Source organism: Marichromatium sp. PS1, assembly GCF_041155115.1.
Classification (GTDB): Bacteria; Pseudomonadota; Gammaproteobacteria; order Chromatiales; family Chromatiaceae; genus Marichromatium; species Marichromatium gracile.
The window spans coordinates 89830-111631 of the sequence record NZ_BAAFHB010000007.1; the positions used below are offsets into that span (position 1 = coordinate 89830).

Here is a 21802-nt window from a genome sequence, read left to right on the forward strand (position 1 = left end):
GAGTGTAAGCAAAACCATCAACCATAAGCAAGGCATTGCCTGACATGAAACATGACATCATTAGGCGCTTCGCTTTCATCGAGACCCGCCTTTTATGGGGCGGCGGGTTCACCGCCAAAGAGCTTGCCCAGGAGTTCGGTATCGCTCGCCAGAATGCCCAAGGCACGATCCAGGCCTATCAACGAGAGCATCCGGGGCAGATGCGCCATGATCGACGCCTGCGTCGTCAGGTCGCGACAGAGAGCTTCGAGGCGGTCTACATTCGCGACGATGTCGCGCGATTTCTCGACTATCAGCGTGCCGTCAATCACCTCGGTTATTTCTATGAGGAGCGGGACTGGAGTGATCTGCCCTTTCAGGATGCCGACATGCTGGTCCGTCCCCTCTATGCCCCTGGCGCGCTGCGTGTCGTGCTCGAGGCGCTCCGACAGGAAAGGGCCGTGGAGATCGGCTACTGGTCGAAAAGCAGGACGCGTTCCCGCCTGATCTCACCGCATCACCTGGTGTTCGCCGACGGTCGTTATCACTTCCGGGCGTATTGCCACGACTCATCCAGGTTTCTCGATTTCGTCCTGAGCCGAGTGATGGAGGCCGCTCCAAGCGATGAGCGGAGGATGTCGAGCGAAGAGGATCATGATTGGCATTGTCAGCAAGAGCTGACCTTCGAGATCAACCCCGATTTGCCGCAGGCCGCTCAGGAAGCGCTCAGGCTGGACTTTCTTCCCGTGAACGGCGAGCTGTTGCGTGTTCCTGGCGTGCGCGTGGCGCTGCAGCACTATGTGCGGAGGCGTCTTTGCCGCAACGATTGGCGCTTCGGTGTGCCCCGGTGGGTCGAGGTCGATACGAGTTGAGTGCTGCGCGGCGTTGGACCGGTATGGCGCCGCGGTGGCGGGCGATGGGAGGCGAGACCCGCGACGACCCGGTCGGGTCGCCGTCGATCTCGCGGGCAGGGAGGGTTTTTCAGTCGAAGGGCAGGGTCAGTCGGTCGTCGATCTCGCAGGCGCCTTGCTCGCAGCCGGGGTTGGCGGTGCCGCCGCCGTCCGGGTAGTGCACGAGCGTGACCGAGAGGTGGCGCCAGTCGGTGCTGATCCGCCATTGCCTGCCCGGACCCGGCAGGGTCTGACGGCCCGGCATCAGGGTTCGACCGCGGGTTGCGGCGATGGCCGAGGTGATCGTCCGACCCTGGGTGTCGACCGGCGCGAACTCGACATGGGCGCTGCCGGCTCGGGCGTCCGCCGTCGTCGGGACGCAGAGGGTGACCGACTCGACGGCGAGCAGGTCGCCTGGCTCGGCAGCCAGCGGCTGATCGGCCTCGACCAGCCTGGCACTGTGGTTGACCGCGACCAGCAGGGCCTCGATGGCGATGGCCGGCGGCATGTCTCCGGGGCCGCTCGTCGCTCGACACTCGACGGCATGGGGCGCTGCTGTCGCAGTGGGCGTGCCGTCGGATGGGTGCTCCGGGTGCACCGGCGGATACAGCAGCAACCCGCTCAGGGTCAGCGCGGCGCCGATCAGCAAGGCAGCTCGCTGGCGGGCGCGGGAGAGTTCGAGCAAGCGCCCGATCCTGCCGGTCAGGGCGAGCAGCAGCAGGAGCAACCCGGCGAGGACGAGCCAGGATGCGGGATGACCGATCAGCAGCGGTGAGATGTCGAGTGTCATGTCGCAGGCTTCCCGAGCAGGGGATCAGCTCAGCCGGCTGATCCTCAGCCGAATCTGCCCCGCATTGTTGTCGTAATGATCCGGCGCATCATTGGCGTAGCACAGCAGCATACCGCTTGCCGGTGGCTGGAAGCGTTCGGCCGGATGGGCGCCGAGGCGGAAGTGGTGGCGGGCGCCGCTGTCCTCTCGGATCTCGCCGACCAGCTCGAACCAGTTCGCCTCGGGGTGCTGGCGCTGGTTCTCGAACAGATGGATCACCGGGCGGAGCAAGCGGCGCAGGCCGCGCAGATCCTGTCGGTCCCAGCCGTCGGCCGAGCAGGGTGGCAGCTCGCCGTCCTGCCAGACCTGGGTCGGACTGAGTGCGAAGGTGTAGGTTGCGCCGGCCTCGAGATGGAGCCGCCAGGGCTGGTCGGCGAGATCGCGGATGCGGGCGGCGACCTCGATCTCGACCTCCTGGCCTGGGGCGAGGTGACCGTCGGCCGGTAGTTCGGTGAGCGGGTTGGGATGGTCCTCGGCCCAGCGATCAAGGGTCGCGGCGAAGGGGGCGAGTGGCTGCGGTCGCCACCAGGCGCAGTCGCGCCAGCGCTGGCCGACGCTGGTATGGAGTTCCACCTGCTGATGCGGGGCGTGGGCATGGAGCCGGGGACGTGTCTCGCGCTGCAGGCGCGCCGGGTCGCGTTCGCCCGCGGTGTAGGGGAAGGGGATGTCGTCGTCGACGAAGATGCAGGGATCCTCGGGGGCCAGACCCTCGAGGACCGGTTCATGGTGCTTGAAGTGACGGCTGACATCGACCTCGATGTGCCGGGTGTCGCTCTCCAGACCGAGATCGCCGGCCTGCTCGAGCATCCAGCGCAGGGGGATGCTCGAGAGTCCGCGCTTGACGAAGCTGCCGCCACCGATGCAGCCGTGGTCGCCGGGAAACCAGGTCTCGCGCACCTGGGTGCGGGTCGGGTCATCGGCATCGGCGAGGGTGACCATGAATTGAGCGCGGGCCTCGTCGATCGCGACGGCATGGGCGACCTGTTCGACGTGCGCGCCGATGCGGTTGTTGTGGAAGCGGTAGCGGCGGTTGAGCGCACGGTCGAGGGTCAGTCCGGGGATGATGTCGGGGAAGCCGAGGCTGCCGACCGTGTCCCAGCAACCGAGTAGACGGATCGGTGCAGGTTGCGGGTTGTGACGGTCGCGAAACGCGCGATAATGGGCGACCTCGTCGCTGTCTGCGTCGGGGTCGCGATAGAACTCGTAGGCCTCGCGGATATAGCGCAGCTGATGACGCTGCAGCAGGCCGGCGGCGCCGATCAGTCCGGCGAGGCTGCGCACCGTATAGGCGCCGCGGCTGAAGCCGAACAGATAGATCTCGTCATCGGGCTGGTGGTTGAGCACCAGGAAGCGGTAGGCGTCCATGATGTTCTTGTCGATCCCGCGCCCGAAGGCGCCGCCGATGATGGCGGTGAACTCGCGGCTGAGCGCGCCGATGCCGCCCTCGGCGCCGACACCCTCGTCGTAATAGACGACCTGTTCGGTCGTGCTGTCGTCGCATTGTGTCCGTGTCGCCTGGGCGAGCTGGACGACATTGGTGGGGTAGTCGGATTCGAGATGTTGCCAGGTGCCGTCGCAGCAGACGATGAGCCGTTTCATGCGTGGGTCCTCGTGTACCTGCAGTTGTGTTGCTGACGCTGACGACTGAAAGCATAGGCTTGCAGGGGTTTTGTGTACACGAAAAGGTTTTACCGGTCGACCCTGTCGCCCGATGTCCTCGCGCCATCAGCCTGAAGCTGAAGGTAACGTGCAGCGCTCGCCGCCGCGCCCTATCGCCTCGCGCTTGCTGGATCTGGTAGCCTGCCGACCGGACCGGTCCCGCCCGCCCCCAGGTCGGGGACGCCCTATTTGAGTGGCACACGCGCTCGGCGCCCGCCGGAGCCTTGTGTCTGTGACTGATCTTCCCGAGGAGGCACGCTCTGATCGCGTGCTCGATGCCGATGAACATTGCCCATTACGCCCAGACCCGTCATGCCACCAAGGCCTTCGATCCCGAGCGTCGGATCCCCGAGGCCGAGATCGAGACGCTGCGCGCGCTGTTGCGCAATGCCCCCTCGTCGGTCAACGCCCAGCCGTGGCACTTCGTCATCGCCGCCACCGAGTCCGGCAAGGCGCGGGTGAGCATGTCCACCGAGGCCGGCCACACCTACAACACGCCGAAGATCGTCGATGCCTCGCACGTGGTCGTCCTCTGCGCACGCACCGAGATCGATGACGACTATCTCGAACACCTGCTGGCGCAGGAGCGCGCCGATGGTCGCTTCCCGACCGAGGAGGCCGAGGCGCGTCAGCGGGCCACCCGGGGGTTCTATGTCGGACTGCATCGCGATGAGCTGGGCGATCTCGATCAGTGGGCCGAGAAGCAGGTCTATCTGGCGCTGGGTTCGCTCCTGCTCGGCGCGGCGACCCTGGGCATCGATGCCTGCCCGATCGAGGGTTTCAATCGCGAGGTACTCGATGTCGAGCTGGGGCTGCGCGAGCGTGGGCTGAGTGCCGTGGTGCTGGTCGCGCTCGGCTATCGCGCCGAGACCGACTTCAACGCAGTACTGCCGAAATCGCGACTTCAGGAACAGGAGGTGTTCAGTGATTTGTGAATTCAAGACGGATTGATCGTAAGGTTTTGTTTTTTATCGTCGTAAATTAATTCGACGTAAACTTTTAGTGTTCTGTTTTGGGCCGATTGACAAGGCGCTCAGCGCCGCTGAATCGCGGCTTACTCAACATTTTCAGCCTTTACGTGTGCGAATTTTGTCTCGAACTCGGCTTTGCTTGCCGTGAGGTCAGTTTTAATAGGGGTGTCAATCATCTCGACGTGTACATTCCGTGTTTTCTGTCTTTGCCCGCTTCGTCAACCATTCCGTCGCGCCACTCGCGTGATGCCGATCGTTTTCAACCTTCCATGAACGCGAGTCCTTATCGAGATGATTGAGGCCCTGACCCTGATCCTGACCTGTCAGCTGCTGGGCGAGAGTCTCGTCCTGCTGTTCGGGTGGCCGCTTCCCGGGCCGGTGCTGGGGATGCTGTTGCTGTTCCTGCTGCTGGTGGTGCGCGGCGGGCTCGCCGCGCGCGTTGCCGAGACCGCCGACGGGTTGCTCGCGCATCTGCCGCTGCTGTTCATCCCCGCCGGAGTCGGGGTGATGGTCCACTGGGAGCTGCTCTATGCCCACTGGCAGGCGCTGGGCGCGGCGCTGTTGTTCGGTACCCTGATCGCCCTGGTGGCGACGGCGCTGGCCATGCAGGGCACGCTGTGGGTGGTGCGCCGAGTACGGGCGGCGAGGGCGCGGTCGTGACCGAGATGCCGCTCGAGACGCTATGGGTCTATCTCGCCGCGCGGCCGCTGTTCTGGCTGACCCTCACCCTGCTGGTGTGGCTCGGTGCGCGCAGGCTCCAGGCCTGGTGCGGGGGGCTGGCGCTGCTCAATCCGGTGGTGCTGAGCATCGCGACCCTGATCGGGCTGCTGGTGCTCACCGACACGCCTTATGCGCAGTACTTCGACGGTGCCCAGTTCATCCACTTCCTGCTCGGTCCGGCGACCGTGGCGCTGGCCATCCCGCTCTATCGGCTGCGCGCCGAGCTACACGTGCTGGCGCTGCCGATCACGGTTGCCCTGGTGGTCGGGGCGGTGGTGGCGGTCGTCAGTGCGGTGGGGCTGGCGGCGGCCCTCGGCGCGGATCGCGCGGTGCTGCTCTCGCTCGCGCCCAAGTCGGTGACCACGCCGGTGGCGATGGGGATCGCCGAGAAGCTCGGCGGCATCCCGGCGCTGACCGCCGCCCTGGTGGTGCTCACCGGCCTGGTCGGGGCGCTGTTCGGGGTCGGGGTGCTGCGCCGTCTGGGGATCCGCGATCCGGCGGTGATCGGGGTGGCCCTGGGCACCGCCGCGCACGGCATCGGGACCGCCCGGGCCTTCCAGCTCGGTCATCGCGAGGGCGCGATGGCGGGTCTGGCGATGGGACTCTCGGCGGTGCTCACCGCGCTGCTGCTGCCGTTGCTGCCGCGCGGCTTGGCGCTGCTCGGGATGTAGGGGGGATCAGCCATCAGCGACCAGCGATCAGCCACCAGTGAGGGGAGGTGGTTTGTCTCGTCGTCGCGCAGCTGATGGCAGGCCGACACCGAAGACGGGTCGCGTTCTTCGCGCCTCTGGCAGCTTTGCGGTTGCGGGGCATTGGGCGCAGGCATCGAGTATAGACGCCCACTGGCGGCTGGCGGCTGGCGGCTGGCGGCTGGCGGCCCTTCCCCAAACGCCGACGGCGGCCCGGAGGCCGCCGTCGGATCATGCGAGCTGACGAGAGGTCAGCGGATCAGGCGTGCTTGCGGCGGCGGCTGCCGGCGAAGCCGATGCCGAGCAGACCGGCGCCGAGCAGGCCGAGGGTGGCCGGCTCGGGGATGCTGCCGGTGACTGAGCCGTCGAGCTTGGCCTGGCGGACGGCGGCCGGACCGCTGGGGCCGGCGACGAGCAGCAGCTCGCTGGGGGCCGGGATCGGCGGATCGACGTTGGTGTCGAGTTTCAGCGTCGGGGTGCCGCCAGCGCTGAGCTTGTCGAAGGCATCGACGAAGACGCCGTTGTCGTCCTGGATGAACAGGAAGTCATCCACGACGAAGGTGATGTCGAAGAACAGGTCGAGGTTGGCACCGCTGAGCACCGAGCCGGTGAGCTCGCCGGTCAGCACCAGACGGTCATTGGTGTCGTCGTTGAGGTCGTTGAAATAGACGTCGAAGGTGCCGCTGGTATAGGTCGGACCGCCGGCGCCGAGGTCACCGTAGAAGGTGTACTCGACCTGCAGGTCCCAGGTCTGCAGGAAGCCTTCGTTGTCGGTCGCGAGCGGCGGTACCAGCGGGCTCAGGGCGTCGATGTCGCACTGGCCGAGCGGGCAGTTCGGCATGACCAGATCGACGGTGGAGACGCCGTCGAGCGCGGTCCCGGAGGTCGGGATGCCGTAGCTGGCGAGCGTGGCGGGGTCGTTGGTGTCGAAGAAGGACCCGGCCACCGAGCCGTCGGTGAAGTCGTAGATCGAGGTCGCGAGCAGCTGGTTGTAGCCGAACTCGTCGAAGGTCCCGGTCATGGTGTTCGCGTCCGGCGCGCCGATGAAGCGGGTGGTGTCGTAGCTGTTGTCCGGGAGATTGAGATACATCAGGCCGGCGCTGGCGACATTGGCGGTCAGTGCGGTCGCTGCGGCCAGCGAGATCGTCAAGGTCTTCATGGTTTCACTCCTGCGAGGTTGAGCTGTATGCGCGCTGTCGGGGCGTCGTCGGCAGCTTCCTTTGCCGGAGTCACGCGGCCCTCGCTGGAGTTGTATGCAGATGTTGGGCCAGGTTTTTTTGTTATTATTTTTCAGTTACTTGAGAATTTTGCTTGGGTTTATGCAGGCATGTGAGGGGCGGGTTGTAAAGTCTGCCGACACTCCTGTGCAGGGCGTTTCGGGGGTCAGTAACGCACCCGCCAGCCGGTGGCGATGAGGGTGTCGTCGGCATAGAAGTCGCCGAAGGTGCCGTCCTCGCCGTCGAAGTAGTGCGCCCCGAGATAGAACTCGTGGGGCTCGCGGGCGATATAGGCGATCTCGGGGTTGAGATAGAGGTCGTGGCGGTTGAGTCCGGCGGCGAAACGCAGCCGACCGCGCCAGCGACCCTGGCCCCACTCGCTCTCGAGCTGGCCGTTGAGGCTCAGGGTGTCGACCCAGTCGATCACCGGCGGCGCGTCGAGCAGGTGCCGCCCGGCCAGCTGCAGGTTGATGCGGGTGTCGGCGTCGCCCGGATAGAACTCGATGCCGGCCACCCAGTCGAGCCCGGCGACGGTGTCGAGACGCAGGTCGCGGGTGGTCACCGGGACATCGCTGAGCCAGGCGGCCTCGAGCCGCAGCGTGGCGCCGCCGACCACCACCCCGAGGTCTCCGCCGAGGATGGTGGTGTAGGGGTGACGCCCGAGGAAGGTCGGGCGCTCGCCGCCGGCGGCGAGCGCGCTGGCGACATCGGCGCCGTCGAGCAGCGCACGCCGCACCGCCGGGTCGAGTTCGTAGTAGGGCAGTGAGTGACGGGTGTGCTGCACGGTGAGTGCGTAGTCGAGACCGCTGAGGCTGTGGCTGAAGCGCAGACCGGCGCCGGCGCCGCCGGGGCGATCGTCGCCCGTGCTGGCGCCGCGCACCAGGGCCGCGAGCAGTGGATCGGAGCGGATCCCCAGCAGCCGCCCCTGGTCACGGTCGACCGGGTACCAGACGCTGTCGTCGTCGGGCAGCTCGGCGGGACGGAATGCCGGGATCACCACCAGGTCGAGCTTGTGATCGGTGCCGAACTCCTCCCAGCGCAGCAGCGGCACGGCGCGGCGGCGGTCGTCGAGTTCGTCGATGGCAAAGCGGCTGATGTCCTGCACCGAGAGCCGGTCGGTCGGCGGGATCTCGTCGACCCGCCCCCAGAGCACGGTCTGGGCGCCGAGGGTGACGCGTCGCTGCGGGTTGCGGTAGCGCAGATAGCTCTCGTCGTAGTCGAGCGCGAGCGCGCGCAAGCGGTCGGCGCCGGACTGGGCGTCGCCATCGAGGCGTAGTGCCGCGCGCAGCTCCCAGGCCGGCGCCGGGCGCCACGCGGCGGCGACCACCCCGGTGAAGTGGGCGCTGGTGGCCGCGCGCGCCTCGCCCTCGGTGAAGGCGCCGAACTCGGTCCACAGTCGGTCGATGCCGAGTTCCAACGTGTGTCGCTCGATCGGCGCCGTCGGCTCGGGCAGCACCGCTGCCGGCGTCTCGGGCGTGCCGATGATCAGCACCTCCTGCGCCTGGATGGGGGCTGCGGCGAGTGCGAGCAGCAGCGGTGCGAGGGCGCGTGCGCTCATGGCCGGAACCTGGACTCGAATACCGGGTCCTCGAGCGCGCGGCGCGAGAACAGCACCGGGTCGAGTCCGCGGTCATAGCGGGTGAGGGTGCTGGTCATCCGCGTCTGGTGGCCGCTGTCGAGATCGGTCATGAGGCTGTCGGTCACCGTCCAGTAGCCCTGGATGCGCTCGAGTCGGCGGGCGGTGAAGCGCTTGAAGGGCTGGTTCTGGCCGGGACGGAAGAAGTCGATACGCAGCGCCACCAGCGCCTCGGGGTGGATCCAGCTCAGCCGCTTGCCGTAGACCGAGTTGCCCGGATCGACCGGGGTGCTCTCGAGCACCTCGGTGCGCACCCCCTCGTAGGTCTCCTGGCGCAGCCAGCGGTGTTCGTCGAGGGCGACGCGGCGATCGCGCAGGTCCTCGTAGAACAGGTCCGAGCCGACGAAGCGCCCGCCCTGGCGGGCGGCGGGGATGCGTCTGGGCTTGCCGAGCGCGGGCAGATAGACCCACTGGTCGCTCTCGCCGGCGGCATGGTCGATGGTCAGCAGCCCGGTGTCGGCGATGTCGCCCGGCGCGGTGAAGCGGATCAGGGTGGAGACCTCGCCGCCCCCCTGGTCGCGACGGTAGATGAACATCTCGCGGGTGCGCGGGGCGTGGCCGCGCTCCTGCAGCACCATGGTGCCGCGGGTGGTGAGGTCGCGCCCGTCGGGGCGGTCGTAGACCTGCTGGGCGAGGCGCTCCCCCTTGGGATCGGCGTGCACCGGGGTGAGCAGGGCGCAGGCGAGCAGCAGCGCGAGCGCCGTTGTCCAGTGATGCGTTCGTGGCGGCGTGAGCCGTCGTGATGTCCGCTGGGGGCGGGGCGATGGACTCGACATGGGCTTCCTCGCTTCAGGCTCGGTGGCGCGGCGGTCCGCAAGGCCCGGCGCGGCGCTTGGGGGGGTCAGTGGGGCGCGTTGGCGGTGCTCGCGCATCCGGTTCGCGCCCCACTGACATTGCGCCAAAGTCTGGTGCGATTTCACCGACCTGTCCAGTCCGCTCGCGCGCGCCGCGCGCGCGCTCGTCCGACGGCCATCAGCAACGCCGGGAAGAGCAGCAGATCGAAGATCAGCGCGGTGAGCAGACCGACGGCGGTGAGCAGGCCGAACTCGCGCGTCGGCACGAACTCGGAGCTGCCGAGCAGCAGGAACTGGCCGCACAGGATCAGCGTGGTGGCGACTACCGCACGACCGCTGTGCTGATAGGCGCGGGCCAGCGCCCAGACCCGCGAGCCGTGGGCGGCGAGGTTGCGACGGTAGGCGTGGAAGAGATGGATGGTGTCGTCGATGGCGATGCCGGCGGTAACGCTGGCGATCATCGCGGTGGCCATATCGAGCCAGATCCCGAGCACCCCCATGGCGATGAAGATCAGCAGGATCGGCGCGAGGTTCGGCACCATGCACAGTGCGGCGTCGCCGGGGCGGCGCCACATCGCCAGCATGAACAGCGAGATCAGCACCACGGCGGCGGCCAGTCCGCGGATCTGGCCGTCGATGAGCAGCCGCTCCTGATCGGCGAACAGCCTGCCGAACCCGGCCACCTGCACCTCCATGCCCTGCAGGTCGAGTTCCGCGAGCCGCGTCTCGACCCGCGCGATGAAGGCGTTGATCGCGCGCGCGCCACGGATGTCGAGATTGAGCGTCAGCCGGGTGCGCGCGAACTCGCGATCGACCAGCTCGTAGAGGTCGGTGCCGTCGTAGATGAAGAGATACTGGGCGATCAGCCGGGGATCGCGGGGCAGGGTGCGGTAGTCGGCCCGTTCGTCGTGGAAGCCCCAGTGCATCTCCTCGATCAGGTCGACCATCGACAGGGTATGGCCGACCTCGGGCTGGTCCTCGAGCCATCCCTGCACGGTGTCGATCAGCGCCAGGCGCTCGGGGCGCTTGAGCGCGTCGCGCGCGCCGGCGTCGAACACCAGCTCCAGGGTGGTGGTGCCGATCAGGCGCTCCTGGATGCGGGTGTTGGCCTGGGTGATGGGGTGCGCCGGGGTGAAGAAGCGCAGCATGTCGGTCTCGGTATGGATGCGCCAGATCTGCGGTACCCCCAACGCCAGTACCAGGGCGGTGACGGCGAGCACCCAACCGGCGTGACGCATGCCGAGATGGCGCAGCCGTCCGACCGCGTGGTCGAGCGGTCGCAGTGTCCGGCGGGTTTGCCACGCGCCACGGTCCCAGCGCGCGAAGATCGGCGGCACCAACCCGATCACGATCGCGCACTGTGCGAGCATCCCCGCTGCTGCGACCAGCCCGAAGGCGGCGATCGGCTGGATCGGGCTGAAACCGAGCGAGGCCAGCCCGGCGGCGGTGGTCAAGGCGGTGAACAGGGTGGGGCGGGCGACCCGGCGTCGCGCCCAGTCGATGCGCGCCTGCCCGGAGAGTCCGTGACGCGATGCCTGGGCCAGGGCGTTGAGCCAATGGATCAGCGAGGCGATGGTCAGCGCCGACATCAGCGGCGGCAGGAGGGCCGAGACCAGGGTGTAGGGCTTGCCGGCGAGCACCAGCAGGGCGACGGTGAGGTTGACCACCACCGCGATCACCAGGGCGCTGACCGCCACCGCCAGCACCCGCCTGAACATCAGCCAGATGATCAGCAGGCCGAACCCCATGGTTGCCGGTACGAAGATCAGGGTGTCGTGGATCATCGCGCGCAGCTGCGCGACGTCGAGCGCCACCTGTCCGGCGATGGCCGTCAGCCGTCCCTCCAGTCCGGCCGCGGCGATGGCCGCGCGGGTGTCCTGTTCGAGCGCGAGACGCTGCAGGCTGTCGCTGAGTTCGAGCGGGCGCACGATCAGCGCCATGGCCCGGCCGTCGTCGGCGACCAGGTAGGAGGCGGCGAGGCGATCGTCGAGCACCCGTTGGCGGCGCTCGGCGGGGGTGAGTGCGGCGGCGATCTCGGCATCGAGCAGTGGCTCGACGACGAAGCCCTCGGCGGTGCCGCTGATGTGGTCGACACCGGCCACCGCCAGCACCCGCTCGACCCTGGGGTTGCGCTCGATGTCCTCGATCAGCCCGAAGAAGGGCTGGAGGAAGGCGTCGCTGAACAGGTCCTCGCCCTCGAACAGTGCGATCAGCACCTGATCCGGGGGGAAGTCCGCGCGCAGCGCCGACTCGAAGCGTACCGCCGGGGCGTCACCCGGGAAGTAGGCCTCGGGGGCGTTGTCGAGATGGAGTCTGGGTAACAGGGCGCCCGAGAGCGCGCCGAGCAACAGCAGCAGCGCGAGTGCGAGCGCCCCGGGGAGGCGTGGGACTGTCATGCCAGGGTCCTTGTCCTTGGTCGAGGGTGATTGTCCGGCGCTCAGCTCGTCTCGCGCATGCGCTTGAGCTGGTGTCTGGCGATTGCCAGACCGATGCGCTGCAGCGGGTTGCGATTGCCGCCGGGACGCCAGGTGACGCTGAGCTTGTTGCGATAGGCGTCGAAGTGCAATGCCCGCGGTGCGGCGATCACCCGGCCACGCCCGGTGAGCAGCTTGAGGACCTGGGTCGCGGCGATCCCGGCGCAGAGCTCGCAGGCCATCGGCGTCGAGGGGCCGAGGTGTTGGTCGAAGTCGACCGCCTCGGGTGCGACCAGATAGCTGCGCTGGAGCATCGCCGGCGACAGCCCGAGGAGGAAGCGGATCAGCTGCTCGTCCTCGCTCCTGCCCTCGAGCTGGAAGTAGTCCTCGAAGCCCATCCCGCCCGGCACGAACACCAGCACCGCAGCGCCCATGCCGAGCGGCGCGGCGGTGACCGCCGGGATCGATTTGCGCGCGCAGGCGGCGAATACCAGCCGGCGCGCCTCGACGGCGAAGTAGTCGAGCCCGTCGACATAGATGTCGACGTCCTCGAGAAAGGCGTCGACGTTGGCGGCCTTGATCCCGTCGGGGAAGGCCCGGATCTCCAGTTCAGGGTTGACGTCGCGCGCCATCTCCGAGACCACCTCGATCTTGGGGCGGTCGATCGAGCGCAGCGAGGCGCCGGCCTGACGATTGAAGTTGACCAGACCGAAGGTGTCGAAGTCGGAGATGCTGAAGGCGCCCAGCCCGAGCCGGGTGAGGGTCATCAGGTGACTGCCGCCGACGCCGCCGAGTCCGGCGATGGCTACGCGCCGCTGGCGCAGGTCCTGCTGTTCCTGTCGGGTCAGCCAGCCGATGTTGCGGCTGAACGCGGTCTCGAAGTCGAATCTGTGTAAGGGCATGACGATCTCGGATATGGTGACTCAGGGCGCGCGCAGTAGGTTACATGCACACGGTGTTGGCAATGCGCGGCGTCTGAGTTCATTCCCATCACCCGGGGTCGCCACGGTTCACCGCGTCGCCTGGCTTCCGGGTGTTGCCGGAAGGCCGAAGCTGTGCGGCGATGGCCGTCGTCGTGGCCGTTGCTCAGCGGAGACGGGGGCGCGTTGAGTTTGCGTCCACGATCCGGCATGATCGCTCGGGCCTTGCGGGGTATCCATCGCGTGTTCTTGCGTCCGTCCACGCACTCGGCAAAGACGGACGACGGGGCGGACGGCTGCTGTCCATCCATTGAATCGGTCGTTGAGGGGAGAACGATGACGAGCTTGACGGTGTTGCGCAAGTGGTGGCTGGTTGCCGTGGTTCTGGCCCCGTTGGGGAGCGGCTGCGAGGCCGGGCGCTCGACCGGCGATCCCGGCGAGCTGATGAGCGAAGGCCAGAGTGCGCTCGCCGAGGGTGAGTGGCGCGCCGCCGTCATCGCCTTCAAGAACCTGTTGCAGGCCGAGCCGCAGAACGCCGAGGCGCGGGTGTTGCTGGGGCGCGCCTTCCTGAGGCTGGGGGACGCGGTCGCCGCCGAGCAGGAGTTCGAGCGCGCGCAGCGGCTCGGTGCCGAGCCGTTGGCGCTGCAGCCCTGGCTGGCGCGGGCCTGGTTGATCCAGGGCGAGCTGGCGCGCCTCGATGCGCTTTCCGTCCCTGAGCAAGCCAGCGATGCGCTGCGTGCTGAAATCTTGGCCATCAAGTCGGAAGCCGCCTTGCGAGAGGGTGACGGCGAGCGCGCCGAGCGTGAGGCAGTGGCTGCGCTGCAAGCCGATGATACGTCGTTTCGTGCACAGTTGGCGATGGCCAAAGTCCATTTCAATTCCGCCAGGATGGCCGATGCCCGCGCCTTGGCCGAGCGGGCGGTCGCGGCCGACGATCAGGCGGTTGTCGGCGGCGCATGGGCGCTGCTGGCCGATATCGCGCGGACTGAAGACGACCTTGCCGGCGCCGAGGCGGCTTATGGCAAGGCGATGAAGTCGCCCACCGAGCAGGTCAGGGCGCAACTCGGCCGGACCTATGTGCGCATCCAGGCCGGCAAGTTCGACGAGGCGCAGCAGGATATCGATCGCCTGCGCCGGGTGATCAAGGACAGCGTCCTGGTCGACTATGCCCAGGGCATGCTGCACTACAGCCGGCAGGACTTTTCCGCGGCGATCGAGTCGCTCGATGCCGCCCTCGGTGACAGCCCCGAATTCGGCCCCGCGCTCTATCTCGCCGGCGCCACCCGACTCGCCCTGGGCGAGCCCGAGCTGGCGCTGATCCATCTCCAGCGCGCCGTCTCCGAACGTCCCGATGACCTTGCCGCACGCCGCCTGCTGGCGACTGCGCTGCTCCAGGCCGGCGATGTCGCCGAGGCCGAGGGGCAGGCGCGGCGCATCCTCGAACAGGCCCCCGACGATCTGCCCACCATGGATCTGCTGGCCTCGGCGCTGATGCGTCAGGGCAAGCGCGACGAGGGCATCGGCTATCTGCGCCGGGTCAAGGCCGAGATTCCCGAGTCGGCGACCGTCAGCGCACGCCTCGGTGCGGCGCTGCTCGATCAGGGCGATGCCGAGGAGGGCGTGCGCGCGCTGCAGGATGCACTCGAACAGGCGCCGGACTTCGAGGGCGCGAGCGAGCAACTGATCATCGGGCAGCTGCGCAGCGGCGACCTCGACAGTGCACTCGAGGCCGCGCGCGCCTATCGTGACCGGGCACCCGATTCGGTGCGTGCGCTGGCGCTGCTCGGTGCGGTGCATCTGCGCCGCCAGGAGCCCGAGGCCGCTGCCGAGGTGTTCAACGCCGCGTTGGAGCGCGATCCCGGCAGTCTCGCCGCGCTCAGCGGATTGGCGGTGATCCGTCTCGGTAGCGGTGACATGGATGGTGCGCGCGCCGAACTCGAACGCGGGCTCGAACATCACCCCGACAGCGTGCCGTTGCTGATCGCGTTGGCCAGGATCGCCGTCTCGCAGGACGACCTGGCTGGCGCCGACGCTTATCTGCGCCGCGCCCGCGCGGCCGATCCCGAGGCACTCGAGCCGCAGCTCTATCGCGCCGCCTATCAGCTGCGCACCGATGCCCCCGAGCAGGCGCTGCGTACCGCCACCGAGGCGTTGGATGCCTTCCCGGACAATGCCCTGCTGCTCGGCCTGGTGGCCGATGCCGAGCTGGCGTTGCAGCGCTATGGCGATGCCGCCTCGACGCTCGCACGACTCGCCCGCCTGACCCCGCAGGATCCCAGGGTGCTGGTCTCGCTGGCCTCGGCGCGTCTCGGTCTCGGTGATCTCGAGGCCGCCGGCGAGGCGCTGGAGCGGGCGCAGCGGATCGACGAGGGCTTCGTCCCCGCGCTGCGTGGGTTGGCGCGGCTGGCGCTCGCCGAGCGTGATCAGGAGACGGCCCAGCGCTGGCTGCGGGTCCTGGCGTCGCGTCTCGGCGACGATCACCCCGAGGTGCTGCTGATCGCCGGCCGGTTGGCGCAGCTGCAAGGCAATCGCGCCGCTGCGGCGGCGGCCTTCGAGCGCCTGCTCGAGAGTGCCGATGTTGCGCCCGTGCCGGGCGGTGCGCTGTGGGGGGCCGCAGAGCAGCTGGTGCTCGGTCAGCTGCGCGCCGGCGACCCCGACGCTGCGCTGGAAGCGGCCGAAGCGCTGCGCGCGCGTCGCCCCGAGGCGGCACGAGGTCATGTGCTGGTCGGTCAGGTGCTGCGACGCATGGAGCGTGACGACGAGGCGACGAGCGCCTGGCGGCGCGCGCTCGAACTCGATCCGGCCAATGTCGCGGCGAGCAGCGGCCTGGCCGAGCTGGCGCTCGAGGCCGGTGATCCGGCTGCGGCGCAGAGGCTCTACGAGGCCGCGCACCAGGCCCACCCCGAGGCAATCGCGCCGCTGGTCGGGCTGGCGCAGGTGGCGCTGCAGCGTGACGATCGCGTGGCCACCGAGGCCTATCTCGAGGCCGCAGTGGCGCTCAATCAGAGCGCGCTGCAGCCGCGGCTCTATCTCGCCGCCTTCCATCTGCGCGCCGGTGATCCGGCCCGCGTGCTCGCGGTGCTCGAACCGGTGCGCGCGGATCACCCCGAGGACCTCAACCTGCTCGCACTGAGCGGCGAGGCCGAGCTTGCGCTCAAGCGCTATCAGGCCGCGCGCGACACCCTGCTGCGTCTCACCGAGCTGGTGCCGACGGCCAAGTCCTTCGTCGCGCTCGCCTTCGCCGAGGCCGGGCTGGAGCGCCCGCAACGGATGGCGCGGGCGTTCGAGTCGGCGCTCGCGCTCGACCCCGAGTCGGTGCCGGCGCTCAGTGGTCTGGCGCAGTACGCGATCGTCCAGGGCGAGGTCGACGAGGCCGTCGCGCGCATCGCCGCATTGCGTGAGGTCGTCGGTGCCGAGCACCCCGATGTGCTCGCCCTCGAGGGTCGTCTGGCGCTGCGTCAGGGCGAGGTCGAGGAGGCCCAGTCACGCTTTCGTACGCTGCTCGAGGAGGCGCCCTCGGGGCTCAATCTGCGACGCCTGACCCAGGCGCAGCTGGCCGCAGGCGAGCCCGAGACCGCCGCAGCCGAGATGACCCAATGGCTCGACGGCAACCCGGAGGATATCGAGACCCGCTTCGCGCTCGCCCAGCTCTATCTCGATCAGCTCGACCAGCCCGATGCGGCGACCGAGCAGTTCGAGCAGGTGCTCGAGACCCAGCCCGAGAACCTGATCGCGCTCAACAATCTCGCCTGGCTGCTGCGTGAGCGCGATCCGGCGCGTGCGATCGATCTCGCCCGGCGCGCCCACGGTCTCGCCCCGTCCGTGCCCAGCATCACCGATACCCTGGCGATGGTGCTGCTCGGCGCCGGTGAGATCGAGGAAGCACGCACCCTGATCGACCAGGCGCTCGCCGTCGCGCCGGGCAATGTCACCATGCAGTTCCACAAGGCGCGCATCCTCCACGCCGCTGGCGAGGACGCCAAGGCACGGGTGTTGCTCCAGTCGCTGCTGCGAGGGACCGAGGACTTCGCCGAGCGCGGGCAGGCCGAGGCGTTGTTGCGCCAGCTCGATGGCAGAGTAGATCAGCGCCAGGATGAAGGTTGATCGACAGTGTGCCGATGATGCGCGGCCGGAACACACGCAGGTCTCGATATTGACCGCGCGCTATCGGCCTGTCCCGATGCTGCCCGAACAGCCAAGCGCGGTGGGTTATTGGAGTCTGCGATGATTGCGGCCAGTCGGCCCCCTTCGGTTGCGGCGAGATGGGGAAATCCTTCATCAATGCACATCATCTGACGCTGCTCGCCGAAGACGACGCAGATGTGTTCGACAACGTGCGGGCACGCTATCCCAACGCTCACCGTCAACCGTACGACAGATGAGCAGGGGCGGGTCTTTTCGGCTGGAGTGATTCCAACGCGGGGCGATGACGGCGCTTGGCCCTTGGATGCGGAACTCGATCCCGTTTTCTGTTATCGTCCGAAACTTACCTACGAGTGTCCCGGACCCCTTGGGTCTTCACTGACTCGCCCGGTGCCGTGCGGCGCGCCGGTCTCCTCATCGACGGTCTCCGCACCGAATGGGCCTTCATCCCGGATGCGGATGGAGCGGTCCGCAGGTCCGGGATGGACAGCCACAGAGCGGACGTCTGCGCGGCGTCGTGTACGGGTTCGGTGCGTCTGCCGTGAGCGCCGGGACACGCGACGATCCGGCGCGCGTTGCCACTGAACATCCGCGAGCACCCATGACTGACTCCAATGCCCTCATCCGTGAGCGTCTCGAACGCTCGATCCTGATCCTCGATGGCGCCATGGGCACCATGATCCAGCGTCATGGTCTGACCGAGGCCGACTATCGTGGCGAGCGCTTCGCCGACTGGTCCTGCGACCTCAAGGGTAACAACGACCTGCTGGTGCTCACCCAGCCCGAGGTCATCGTCGGCATCCATCGCGACTATCTCGAAGCCGGCGCCGACATCATCGAGACCAACACCTTCAACGCCACCTCGGTGGCGATGGCCGACTACGGCATGGAGGCGCTCGCCCGCGAGATCAATGTGGAGGCGGCGCGACTGGCCCGCGTCGCCGCCGATGCCTGTTCGACCCCGGAGCGTCCGCGCTTCGTCGCCGGCGTGCTCGGCCCGACCAACCGCACCGCCTCGATCTCGCCCGACGTCAACGATCCGGGCAAGCGCAACATCGACTTCGACACCCTGGTGGCGGCCTATGCCGAGTCCACCCGCGGGTTGATCGAGGGCGGGGCGGACCTGATCCTGATCGAGACCATCTTCGACACCCTCAACGCCAAGGCCGCGGTGTTCGCCGTGCGTCAGGTGTTCGACGAGGACGGGGTGGAGCGCCCGATCATGCTCTCGGGCACCATCACCGACCAGTCCGGGCGCACCCTCACCGGCCAGACCACCGAGGCCTTCTACAACTCGCTGCGTCACGCCGAGCCGCTCTCGATCGGGCTCAACTGCGCGCTCGGTCCGAGCGAGCTGCGTCCCTATGTCGAGGAGCTGTCGCGGATCGCCGACTGCCACGTCTCGGCCCATCCCAACGCCGGGCTGCCCAACGAACTCGGCGGCTACGACCTCGACCCCGAGACCATGGCCGGGCAGGTCTCGGAGTGGGCGCGCAGCGGCTTTCTCAACATCGTCGGCGGCTGCTGCGGCACCACCCCGGATCACATCCGCGCGATCGCCGCGGCGGTCGCCGAGGTCTCGCCGCGACAGTGTCCCGAGATCGCCCCGGCCTGTCGGCTCTCCGGGCTCGAACCGCTCAACATCGGCGCCGATGGGCTGTTCGTCAACGTCGGCGAGCGCACCAACGTCACCGGCTCGGCGCGCTTTCGCCGGCTGATCAAGGAAGAGGACTACGACACCGCGCTCAGCGTCGCGCTCGAGCAGGTCGAGAACGGCGCTCAGGTGATCGACGTCAACATGGACGAGGGGCTGCTCGATGCGGTTGCGGCGATGCGTCGCTTCCTCAACCTGGTCGCCGCCGAGCCCGAGATCGCCCGGGTGCCGGTGATGGTCGACTCCTCCAAGTGGGAGGTGATCGAGACCGGGCTGAAGTGCGTTCAGGGCAAGCCGATCGTCAACTCGATCTCGCTCAAGGAAGGCGAGGAGAAGTTCCTCCATCAGGCGCGGCTGTGTCGACGCTACGGCGCGGCGGTGGTGGTGATGGCCTTCGACGAGGTCGGCCAGGCCGATACCCGTGCGCGCAAGGTCGAGATCTGTACCCGCGCCTATCGGCTGCTCACCGAGCAGGTCGGCTTCCCGCCCGAGGACATCATCTTCGACCCCAACATCTTTGCCGTCGCCACCGGCATCGAGGAACACGACAACTACGCCGTCGACTTCATCGAGGCGGTGGCCGAGATCAAGCGCACCCTGCCGCACGCCAAGATCTCCGGGGGCGTGTCCAACGTCTCCTTCTCCTTCCGCGGCAACAACCCGGTGCGCGAGGCGATCCACGCCGTCTTCCTCTATCACGCCATCCGCGCCGGCATGGACATGGGCATCGTCAACGCCGGTCAGCTGGCGATCTACGACGACCTGCCCGAGGCGCTGCGCGAGGCGGTCGAAGATGTCATCCTCAACCGGCGCGCCGACGGCACCGAGCGGCTGCTCGACATCGCCCCCGAGTATCAGGCCGGCGGCGGTGGCGGCGAGTCGCGCCAGCAGGATCAGGAGTGGCGTAGCTGGCCGGTGGAGAAGCGCCTGGAGCATGCCCTGGTCAAGGGCATCACCGAGTACATCGACGAGGACACCGAGGCGGCGCGTCAGGCCCTGGGGCGTCCGCTGCACGTCATCGAGGGACCGCTGATGGCGGGCATGAACCATGTCGGCGACCTGTTCGGTGCCGGCAAGATGTTCCTGCCGCAGGTGGTCAAGTCGGCGCGGGTGATGAAGAAGGCGGTGGCCTATCTGTTCCCCTTCCTCGAGGCCGAGCGCGCCGCCTCCGGCGCCGAGGAGCAGCACAACGGTCGCATCCTGATGGCCACCGTCAAGGGCGACGTGCACGACATCGGCAAGAACATCGTCGGCGTGGTGCTGCAGTGCAACAATTACGAGGTGATCGACATCGGCGTCATGGTCCCGGCCGAGACCATCCTCCAGCGCGCCCGCGAGGAGCGGGTCGACATCATCGGGCTGTCGGGGCTGATCACCCCCTCGCTCGACGAGATGGTGCACGTGGCCAAGGAACTGGAGCGTCAGGGCATGGAGATGCCGCTGCTGATCGGCGGCGCGACCACCTCCAAGCTCCATACCGCGATCAAGATCGCGCCCCAGCGCGAGGCCCCGGTGATCTATGTCCCCGATGCCTCGCGCGCCGTCGGTGTCGCCTCCAACCTGCTCAGCGAGGGGCAGCGCGCCGGCTATATCGCCGGCATCCGCGAGGAATACGCCAAGGTGCGTGCCGATCGCGAGGGTAAGCGCACGGCGCGCAAGGCGATGCCGATCGATGCGGCGCGCGCCAACCGGGCGGGATTCGACTGGGCGGACTACCAGCCGCCGCGCCCGGCGCTGCTCGATCCCGCGTTCACCGCCCCCGAGGGGCTCGACCTGCGTCTGGAGCGCGTTGGCGACGGGGTGATCGCGGTGATCGAGGACTATCCGCTCGACGACCTGGTCGGCTGCATCGACTGGACGCCCTTCTTCAAGGCCTGGGAGCTGGCCGGCAAGTTCCCGGCGATCCTCGAGGACGAGATCGTCGGCAAGGAGGCGAGCGAGCTCTATGCCGAGGCGTTGCCCTTCCTCGATCAGCTGGTGCGCGAACGTTGGTTGCGCGCGCGCTGCGTCTTTGGCTTCTTCCCGGCCAACGCCTGGGGCGAGGACGACATCGCGCTCTACGCCGACGAGGCGCGCGCCGAGCCGCAGGTGGTGCTCCATCACCTGCGCCAGCAGATGTTGCGCGCCCAGGATGGCACCCAGCCGAATCTCTGTCTGAGCGACTATCTGGCCCCGCACGACTCGGGCCGAGCCGACTATCTCGGCGCCTTCGCAGTCTCCACCGGGCACGGCATCGATGCACATCTCGAACGCTTCGAGGCCGATCACGACGACTACAGCGCGATCATGCTCAAGGCGTTGGCCGACCGCCTCGCCGAGGCCTTCGCCGAGCGGCTGCACCAGTTGGTGCGCACCCGCTTCTGGGGCTATGCCCCGGATGAGGACCTCGACAACGACGCGCTGATCGCCGAGCGCTATCGCGGTATCCGCCCGGCGCCGGGCTATGCCGCCTGCCCCGATCACACCGAGAAGGGCACCCTGTGGCAGCTGCTCGAACCCGAGCGACGCATCGATCTCAGCCTCACCGAGAACTATGCGATGTGGCCGACGGCGGCGGTCTCGGGGTGGTACTTCTCGCACCCCGAGTCGCGCTATTTCGGCATCGGCCGGGTGCAGAAGGATCAGGTCGAGGACTATGCCGTGCGCAAGGGCATGACGCTCGCGGAGGCCGAGCGCTGGCTCTCGCCGGTGCTGGGCTACGATGCCTGAGATGCGTCCCGATCATCGCATCGAGCCGCGTACCGGCGCCATCCTGGTGACCGGTCCGGCGCGCAGCGGCAAGAGCGAGTGGGCCGAGCGTCTGGCGCGTGACTCCGGGTTGACGGTGGTCTATGTCGCCACCGCCGCGCTCGACCCCGAGGACGCCGAGTGGTGCGCGCGCATCGAGGCGCACCGCGTGCGCCGCCCGCCCGAGTGGCTGACCTGCGAGGCGCCGACCGCGCTGGTCGCGGCGCTGGCCGAGCACGACCGCACCGGTCACTGTCTGCTGGTCGACTCGCTCGGCACCTGGGTGGCCAACTGGCTGGAGGCCGCCGAGGCCGAATGGGCGATCGAGGTCGAGCGTCTGCTCGAGCAGCTCGGGCGTACCCGCGCGCCGGTGATCCTGGTCGCCGAGGAGACCGGCTGGGGCGTGATCCCGGCGCACCCGCAGGGTCGGCTGTTTCGCGATCGGCTCGGCGCCCTGACCCGACGGCTGGGGCCGCGCTGCGCGGCGAGCTATCTGGTCAGCGCCGGACATGCCGTCGATCTCTCCCGACTCGGTATCCCCATCGACTGATCCGCCGATG

General features: G+C 68.3%; 14 protein-coding genes. 7 read left to right on the plus strand and 7 right to left on the minus strand.

Annotated elements, in window-relative coordinates; all coding sequences use genetic code 11:
- The first annotated feature begins 44 nt into the window (after positions 1-44).
- Entirely contained in the window at positions 45-851 is an 807-nt protein-coding gene (locus ACAM26_RS16615; RefSeq protein WP_369614153.1) for a WYL domain-containing protein, read from the plus strand.
- A 109-nt stretch (positions 852-960) separates the two neighbouring features.
- Here ACAM26_RS16615 and ACAM26_RS16620 read toward each other — a convergent pair whose 3' ends face one another.
- Complete coding sequence (locus ACAM26_RS16620; protein ID WP_369614154.1) at positions 961-1659, minus strand: hypothetical protein; 699 nt, start codon at positions 1657-1659, stop codon at positions 961-963.
- Between the two features lie 24 nt (positions 1660-1683).
- The gene (locus tag ACAM26_RS16625; protein WP_369614155.1) at positions 1684-3297 is read right to left on the minus strand and encodes a DUF2235 domain-containing protein; all 1614 of its coding nucleotides are present in this window, start codon (positions 3295-3297) and stop codon (positions 1684-1686) included.
- A 335-nt stretch (positions 3298-3632) separates the two neighbouring features.
- Between ACAM26_RS16625 and nfsB the strand changes: the two genes are divergently transcribed.
- The 3 genes from nfsB (at position 3633) to ACAM26_RS16640 (ending at position 5719) form a co-directional block, all read left to right on the plus strand.
- Entirely contained in the window at positions 3633-4292 is a 660-nt protein-coding gene (gene nfsB / locus ACAM26_RS16630) for an oxygen-insensitive NAD(P)H nitroreductase (protein ID WP_369614156.1), read from the plus strand.
- A 327-nt stretch (positions 4293-4619) separates the two neighbouring features.
- Positions 4620-4988 (plus strand): CidA/LrgA family protein, encoded by a 369-nt coding sequence (locus tag ACAM26_RS16635; RefSeq protein WP_123141237.1) that lies wholly within the window; start codon positions 4620-4622, stop codon positions 4986-4988.
- Positions 4985-5719 (plus strand): LrgB family protein, encoded by a 735-nt coding sequence (locus ACAM26_RS16640; RefSeq protein ID WP_200189222.1) that lies wholly within the window; start codon positions 4985-4987, stop codon positions 5717-5719. Before ACAM26_RS16635 ends, ACAM26_RS16640 begins: the two co-directional genes overlap by 4 nt.
- A 277-nt stretch (positions 5720-5996) precedes the next feature.
- Here the strand turns inward: ACAM26_RS16640 and ACAM26_RS16645 are convergent, their stop codons facing one another.
- The 5 genes from ACAM26_RS16645 to ACAM26_RS16665 all read right to left on the minus strand — a co-directional run bounded on the left by ACAM26_RS16645 (position 5997) and on the right by ACAM26_RS16665 (position 12700).
- On the minus strand, positions 5997-6896 hold the full coding sequence (locus tag ACAM26_RS16645; protein WP_123141236.1) for a PEP-CTERM sorting domain-containing protein: 900 nt from the start codon (positions 6894-6896) through the stop codon (positions 5997-5999).
- Positions 6897-7120: 224 nt separating this feature from the next.
- Positions 7121-8512, minus strand: a complete 1392-nt coding sequence (locus ACAM26_RS16650) for a hypothetical protein (protein WP_369614157.1) — start codon at positions 8510-8512, stop codon at positions 7121-7123.
- Positions 8509-9366 carry an outer membrane lipoprotein-sorting protein gene (locus ACAM26_RS16655; RefSeq protein WP_369614158.1) on the minus strand — a complete coding sequence of 286 codons (858 nt, stop codon included), beginning with the start codon at positions 9364-9366 and terminating at the stop codon, positions 8509-8511. Before ACAM26_RS16655 ends, ACAM26_RS16650 begins: the two co-directional genes overlap by 4 nt.
- Positions 9367-9506: 140 nt before the next feature.
- A complete protein-coding gene (locus ACAM26_RS16660) occupies positions 9507-11780 on the minus strand; it encodes an RND family transporter (RefSeq protein ID WP_369614159.1) in 2274 nt (757 codons plus the stop codon).
- A gap of 41 nt (positions 11781-11821) precedes the next feature.
- Positions 11822-12700, minus strand: a complete 879-nt coding sequence (locus ACAM26_RS16665) for a ThiF family adenylyltransferase (protein ID WP_123141232.1) — start codon at positions 12698-12700, stop codon at positions 11822-11824.
- A 354-nt stretch (positions 12701-13054) separates the two neighbouring features.
- On the opposite strand from ACAM26_RS16665, the gene prsT reads away from it, so the two are divergent.
- The 3 genes from prsT (at position 13055) to cobU (ending at position 21792) form a co-directional block, all read left to right on the plus strand.
- Positions 13055-16822 carry an XrtA/PEP-CTERM system TPR-repeat protein PrsT gene (gene prsT, locus ACAM26_RS16670; protein WP_369614160.1) on the plus strand — a complete coding sequence of 1256 codons (3768 nt, stop codon included), beginning with the start codon at positions 13055-13057 and terminating at the stop codon, positions 16820-16822.
- 640 nt (positions 16823-17462) lie between these two features.
- Entirely contained in the window at positions 17463-21224 is a 3762-nt protein-coding gene (gene metH / locus ACAM26_RS16675) for a methionine synthase (protein ID WP_369614161.1), read from the plus strand.
- Complete coding sequence (cobU, locus tag ACAM26_RS16680) at positions 21217-21792, plus strand: bifunctional adenosylcobinamide kinase/adenosylcobinamide-phosphate guanylyltransferase (protein ID WP_132229970.1); 576 nt, start codon at positions 21217-21219, stop codon at positions 21790-21792. Before metH ends, cobU begins: the two co-directional genes overlap by 8 nt.
- Positions 21793-21802: the final 10 nt, after the last annotated feature.